At 43.3% G+C, this 6,154-nt stretch carries 6 protein-coding genes; 2 read left to right on the forward strand and 4 right to left on the reverse strand.

Annotated features, from left to right (window positions below; all coding sequences use genetic code 11):
- Window positions 1-106 precede the first annotated feature (106 nt).
- Both JWG44_RS12650 and JWG44_RS12655 read left to right on the forward strand, forming a co-directional pair.
- Window positions 107-658 carry a PadR family transcriptional regulator gene (locus JWG44_RS12650; protein WP_205275323.1) on the forward strand — a complete coding sequence of 184 codons (552 nt, stop codon included), beginning with the start codon at window positions 107-109 and terminating at the stop codon, window positions 656-658.
- 105 nt (window positions 659-763) lie between these two features.
- Window positions 764-3,310: a histidine kinase N-terminal 7TM domain-containing protein gene (locus JWG44_RS12655; RefSeq protein ID WP_232371628.1), complete on the forward strand. Its 2,547-nt coding sequence runs from the start codon at window positions 764-766 to the stop codon at window positions 3,308-3,310.
- A gap of 24 nt (window positions 3,311-3,334) precedes the next feature.
- Here JWG44_RS12655 and JWG44_RS12660 read toward each other — a convergent pair whose 3' ends face one another.
- From JWG44_RS12660 to efp, 4 genes are read right to left on the reverse strand one after another with little or no spacing between them, the layout of a single operon-like run.
- The gene (locus JWG44_RS12660) at window positions 3,335-4,033 is read right to left on the reverse strand and encodes an SDR family oxidoreductase (protein WP_205275324.1); all 699 of its coding nucleotides are present in this window, start codon (window positions 4,031-4,033) and stop codon (window positions 3,335-3,337) included.
- A 12-nt stretch (window positions 4,034-4,045) separates the two neighbouring features.
- Window positions 4,046-4,798 carry a methylthioribulose 1-phosphate dehydratase gene (gene mtnB, locus JWG44_RS12665; RefSeq protein ID WP_205275325.1) on the reverse strand — a complete coding sequence of 251 codons (753 nt, stop codon included), beginning with the start codon at window positions 4,796-4,798 and terminating at the stop codon, window positions 4,046-4,048.
- Between the two features lies 1 nt (window position 4,799).
- Window positions 4,800-5,333, reverse strand: coding sequence for a 1,2-dihydroxy-3-keto-5-methylthiopentene dioxygenase (locus tag JWG44_RS12670; RefSeq protein ID WP_205275326.1), 534 nt, complete (start codon window positions 5,331-5,333; stop codon window positions 4,800-4,802).
- Between the two features lie 19 nt (window positions 5,334-5,352).
- Window positions 5,353-5,919 carry an elongation factor P gene (gene efp / locus JWG44_RS12675; protein WP_069609782.1) on the reverse strand — a complete coding sequence of 189 codons (567 nt, stop codon included), beginning with the start codon at window positions 5,917-5,919 and terminating at the stop codon, window positions 5,353-5,355.
- Window positions 5,920-6,154 lie beyond the last annotated feature (235 nt).

The following is a 6,154-nucleotide window of genomic DNA, read 5'->3' on the forward strand; positions in this document are numbered from 1 at the left end:
TTTTTATAATACAGAGATGAAGTTTTTCAAAAGCTCTCCAAACCACAATTTATTTCCCATCCGATTCCATCTGAACAACTACTCTCCTCCCCGGATGTTTTTTTAAATGGCAAGAATCAATAAAACACGTTATGCGCTCTTGGGCATTCTGGGAGAAGCTCCGATGAATGCCTATGGAATTAAAAAAACTATAGAACAGAGTATCGGTTTTTTTTGGCAGGAAAGTTTCGGACAGATCTACCCGATCCTCAAACAACTCGAGAAAGAGGCTTGTCTCAAATCATCGAAAGAAAAAAAAGAAAGCGGATCCGAAACGACGATCTATAAAATAACACCCAAGGGGAAAAAAGAACTAAAGGAATGGCTCGAAAAACCGGTCGAAAAATCCCCGTATCGAAATGAACTTCTTCTAAAACTTTTTTTCGGAAATCACGTAAAAAAAGAAGTATTGATCAAACATCTTGAGGATACGAAGGAAGAAGTGCTTCGTCTGATGGACATTTACGAAAATATTCGAAAATTCGTAAACGAACTCGAAACTCCGGAAACAAACAGAACGCTGAGTCTGATCACTCTCGATTTTGGAATCACAACCGCAAAAGGATTTTTGGATTGGGCCGAGGAATCCCGTAATAAGATAAAAAATTCCGATTTTTAATGCGAACTCGTTTTTCTACTTCCCAGTCGGATGATTTTCCCTTAGGCTACGAACCATAGCGAAAGGAAGAATCGATCCCTGGACGCTTTGTCAAGTAGAGCCATTATGAACTTTCCCCCTCTGCACGAAACAATGGATCTTACCTGGTCTTCGTTCGCGTTCTACGCCGGGCTTTCCTTTTTCATCTTCACTTTCAATCTTTATATCACTTATAAAAACCTGAGGATACAGGGAAGTAAGGAATTCTTATTAGTTCTTTTGGGATTTTCGATTTACTCTTTCGGAAGTTTTTTCGAAATACTTTCGGGAAACGAAAGATGGATCTTATTCTGGGACGACTTTCAGTTTATAGGAAACGATATCATCGTAATCGCGATTTCACTTTTTATACCCAGGGTTACTTCTCTTACGTTTGTCTATAAATTTCCGCTGGTGATTTTTTTAGTCCTGTTTCCGATCTGTAATGAAATTCTAATATGGTCCGGGTTTCATCCGGAATGGATACGAACCGACGTCCGTTATCTTACCGATTTCCCCTGGAAGGCTCTGACATACGACTACGGACCTTGGATGCGACTTTTTATAGCTTATTATCTTTCGGCCCAATTCCTAGCCATCGCTATCCTGATTTGGAAGTTCGTAACGCTCAAGGGTTTTCGTAAGGCTCAAATGTTCTTACTTCTCATCGGAATCCTTTTCCCGTTTTTGGGAGAGTTGATGACCGTCGCGGGATTGTTTCCCTTCCTCGATCCACATCTCGACGTATTCCCGATCACGGGCTGCATCGCCGCTTTGATTTGGGCCTATGGATTATTCTACTTTCGGATGATGGATTTGATTCCGGTCGCAAGAGATAGAGTTTTTAACTTAATTCAGGATGGAATCCTTATATTCGATAAGAATAATATAGTTCTCGACTACAACGAGGAAGCTCTAAACCTCTTTCCAAACCGCATCGATACTGTCGGGGTCGCTCTGGGGGAGGTTCATCCCGAATTGGATCAACTGATCCAAAAATTTAAGAAGGAAAAAACCGATTCGATTCCGGATTTACGTCTTTTGGTAAACGGAGAAGCGAGATACTACGAAGTCATTCTCAGAAACTTCTCGGCACAATCCGATCGAAGCGACTTCTGGATTCTTACCCTAAGAAATATCACTGAAAGAAAATTAGGGGAAGAAAGGGCGATCGAAGAGAAAAACTTTCTCAATATGATCCTGGATTCTACCCGAGTTCTTTTTGTCGCGCTCGATAAGGAGGGAAAAATTCTTCGATTCAACAAAGCCTGCGAAAACGCATTCGGATATCGTTCCGAAGAAGTTCGAGGATATCCTTTCTGGGATATTTTTGCGGAAGTCCACAAAAAAGACCAAATCAAAAAGATTTATCTAAGAATGGTTCGAGGAAAGTTTCTTCCCAAAACCCAAGAACAATGGATCGGAAAATACAAAGAAAGGAAACTCATCCAATGGGAAAACAGAGAGATCAAGGATAAAAACGGAAAAACAAATTATATCATTTCCGCCGGAGCCGACCTCACCGACGTGTACAACGCGGAGAATGAAATCGCAAACCTGAGATCGGCGTACGCGGAAATTTCAAAAAAAAACCAGTTGATCGAAGATCAAAAAAAAGAACTCGAAGAAATCATCAACACACTGACAAAAACCCAGGCTCAACTCGTTCAAGCCGCCAAACTCGCCGACCTAGGACAACTCGTCTCCGGGATCGCTCACGAAATCAACAATCCGTTAGGCGCCATTCAAGCGTCCAATCAGAACATTCAACACTATACTAAATCCTTTCGAGAAAAGTCTAAAGACTACTTTCGACTCTTAAACCAAGTCCCGCAAAAAATTCGGGATCAGATTTCTACTCTTATCGAACTTGCAGGCAACCGTTCCGATCTTGTACTCGGTCTGGAAAGACGAAAACGGGTCAAGGAAGTAAGAAGTAATCTTGAAAAGATCGGAATTACCGATCCTTCAAACGATCTCTGCGAGATCGCTATCGAAAGCGGCCTCTACGGAAGAGAAGAGGAATTCTCCGATATTCTAAATCACACTGAAGTGATTCCGATTTTGGAATTGATTACCGATCTTTTAGGTCCGGAAAGAAATTCCCACACGATTCAGACCGCCGTGGAAAGATCGTCCAAAATTCTTTACGCGCTCAAAAGCCTCGCCCATTTCGAAAGCAATAGTATTTTAGAAGAATCTAATATTCGAGAAAACATAGAAATTGTTCTCGCACTCTATCAAAATCTATTCCGTCACGGAGTGGATCTTTCCGTCGAATTTGAAGAACTTCCTCCGGTTCCAATTTACCGGGACGACCTTCTTCATCTCTGGACCAATCTCATCATGAACGCAGTCCAAGCGATGAACTATTCGGGAAAATTGAATATTGTCGGTCTTCGGGAAAACGGCTACGCCGTTATAAAGGTGGAAGATTCGGGACCGGGAATTCCCGATTCTTTGAGAGATAAAATTTTTGATCCTTTTTTTACGACCAAACCGCCGGGAGAAGGAAGCGGCTTAGGACTTGATATCTGTCAAAAGATCGTGGAAAAACACAACGGAAAAATCGGATTCGAATCACAACCGGGAAAGACCGTGTTTACCGTGCGGCTCCCCTATCGACATTCTTAGATTTTTTTGTTAAGCGACATGGAACTATAAAATCCCCTTTCGAGGAAGAAGGCGGATCTCGTCCGGATATACAGCGTCGGGAAGCGTGGAAAGAGTCGCCAACCACTTTCCAAAATCGTCCACGGGAATCATATCGTCCTGATCAAAACCTTCTCTTCCCTTCCAAATGTCAGTATAAACCGCGCCGGGATAAACCGTGATCACTCGGATTCCCTTCGGTTTTAATTCTTCCCGAAGAGCTTTTGCAAAACCGGCGATCGCGTGTCTACTCGCGCAATACGCGGTCGATTCCGGAAATCCCTGATAACCGGCCGTGGAAGAAAGATAACAAAGAAAAGCTCCGGGTTTTAACAAAGGAAGAATTTCCTTTGTTAGTATAAAAAGAGAGTTCAGATTGAGGACAAAATGTGCATTCCATTCTTCTAATGTGATTTTTTCTACGGGTTTAAAAAGACCGCTCCCGAACGTAAAATAAACCCCGGATAAAGTCGAAAATTGTTTCTGCAAAGAGGACACAAACTCGGGAACTTCCGAAGTTCTGGAAAGATTACAATGATAATTCTTTCCGAACTCGAATGGGGACTTCGGTTCTCGGACGACGCCTGTTCTGGAAATTCCGAGCGCGTTCCGGCCGAGCGCATTCAAATTTTCTAATACTGATTTGCCGATGCCCGAACCGGCTCCGGCAACAAGAATGGGCGAAATTTCTTCGGAAAATGACAAGTTCGTCTCCTCTTACGAAAAGGTCGCCGGATATACCGGGAATTCCGTGGAGAAAACTTCGGCCCGATCCCGATCTGCGGAAGTCTGTTCTTGGCGGACCACTTTTGTTTCTCCGGGATAAGACAAACTCTTCCAAGAAACCATATATTTGAGAATAAAGTCTGTAGCTTCAAGGTTTCGATTTGTTTGGATTATATCTTTTCCCCAGACCGTGATCCCGTGTTTTTCGATGATACAAAACGGAACTACGGGTTGATAAACTTTTAGATATTTTTCCAGACAATCGGAAATATCCTGAACATTCGAAAAATTGTATATTACAGGAACATAAACCTTTGGATTCTCATCCCAAATTCCGTATGCCTTGAGAATTTCAATGGAAGGGAGTTCGAGAAGTGCGATCGGATCCGCGTTCGAAGTGTTGGCTCCGATCAGATTGGATTCCAACGTATGAACGTGAAGTCCGCACCCGGCGTTTTCCACAGCCCGATACACCGCTCGATGGATCGAGGTTTCCGCGCTCGGCTTCAACCCCTTTTCGGGTTTTGCGTCCTTGGAATACGCGGGTTTTCCCGATTCTAAATCGACAAAGAGAAAATTACGTTTGTTTAATCGATTTTTGTCGAGTCCGCTTCCGCTGACCCAGAATCCGGATTCTCCCGGAAAACGGACTGAGAGATTACCTGCTGTTCCGGGCATCCATCCGTTTTTGTGATAAGCGGCTCCCAACTCTGAGAGCCGTTCCAATTGTTTTTTGACGGACATATCAGTCCAGAGAATTGGTTTCTTCCACGTAGTTCGGAACCCAACCGCTCATGTCTTGGAAGTAACGAACTGCCTTGATTCTTTTTTGATCGTCGAGATAAAACCAGTGATTGGTATTTCTCGGAACTGAAATAAAATCGTCTTTGACCACACGAACTAAAAATTTTTCACCCTTGAGTGCAAAGCCGAAAACTCCGGACCCGTCCACGATATAACGGACTTCTTCGTCGGTATGATAGTGGACTCGATCGAACTTTGCTAACATTTCGTTCAAACCGGAAACGTTCGGATGAAGAACGATCAGATCTCTTGATTGATATCCTTCTTTTTCTTTTAAGGTCTGAAAACGATCGTCGAGTTTGTTTAAAAGACTTTCTTTTTCCGCGTCCGCCAAAACTTCTTTGTCGGTAAGTTCGGTAGCGTTCGCGGGAACTTTCCAGTGATCGTAATCAATCCCTCTTTCTTTGAGAAAGGATTTTACTTCGTTTGTCTCCTTGATTTCAGGTAGACCGTTTTGTCTTACTATCGTTGCCATAGTAGATACTCCGCAGATGTTATTTGTTGACCCTTTCTACGTAAGTGAGATCTCGCAGGTCTATTTTTACGACGTCGCCCTGCTTAACGAAAATAGGAACGTTGATTTCACCGCCGGTTTCGACCGTGACTCGTTTTTGTGCGGTTCCGGAAGTGTCGCCTTTGAGACCTTCTTCCGCATATGTAACTTCCAAGATGGCGAAGTTCGGTGGAATCACTCCGATCGGCTTTCCTTCATAGAACGTAACTTCCATCGCGGTTTCTTCTTTTAAGAATGGAAGAATGTCTTCGACATATTCTTTAGACACCGGCATTTGCTCGAAGTCGTTCGAATCCATGAAGATAATATCATCCCCTTCGGTGTAACAGATGGTCATATTTCTTTTTTCTAACTCGACACTTTCCAATTTTTCCGCCGCCTTGAAGGTGCGTTCGATGGAACTGTTTCTGGTGAGGTTTTTGAGTTTTGTTCGGATAAAAGCCGAGCCCTTACCCGGGTTTACGAATTCGGTTTTTACCACCGAATAGAGATCCCCTTCCACTTTGAGAACCATACCTTTTTTTACTTCTGTGATACCAAGAGTCATGGATTTTCCTAAGAATAGATTGCGCACCTTCTATTGGTTTTGAAACAGGCCCCCTGTCAAGAAAAAGAAGCCGTACACAACGCGATCCATAGAGAGCGTTGTGGCCAAAAGCCGCGAAGCGATTGCGGTTGGCTCTTAGCGAAGCTAAGAAATAGCGATCCATAGAGAGCGTTGTGGCCAAAAGCCGCGAAGCGATTGCGGTTGGCTCTTAGCGAAGCTAAGAAATAGCGATCCA

The organism is Leptospira ainazelensis (assembly GCF_016918785.1).
GTDB lineage: Bacteria > Spirochaetota > Leptospiria > Leptospirales > Leptospiraceae > Leptospira > Leptospira ainazelensis.

What these genes read in the sequence shown, in the direction of transcription:
- JWG44_RS12650 (WP_205275323.1), top strand. Translation starts at nt 107, where the DNA reads ATGGCAAGAATCAATAAAACACGTTATGCGCTCTTGGGCATTCTGGGA.
- JWG44_RS12655 (WP_232371628.1), top strand. Translation starts at nt 764, where the DNA reads ATGAACTTTCCCCCTCTGCACGAAACAATGGATCTTACCTGGTCTTCG.
- mtnB (WP_205275325.1), bottom strand. Translation starts at nt 4,798, where the DNA reads ATGTCCGTCAAAAAACAATTGGAACGGCTCTCAGAGTTGGGAGCCGCT.
- JWG44_RS12670 (WP_205275326.1), bottom strand. Translation starts at nt 5,333, where the DNA reads ATGGCAACGATAGTAAGACAAAACGGTCTACCTGAAATCAAGGAGACA.
- efp (WP_069609782.1), bottom strand. Translation starts at nt 5,919, where the DNA reads ATGACTCTTGGTATCACAGAAGTAAAAAAAGGTATGGTTCTCAAAGTG.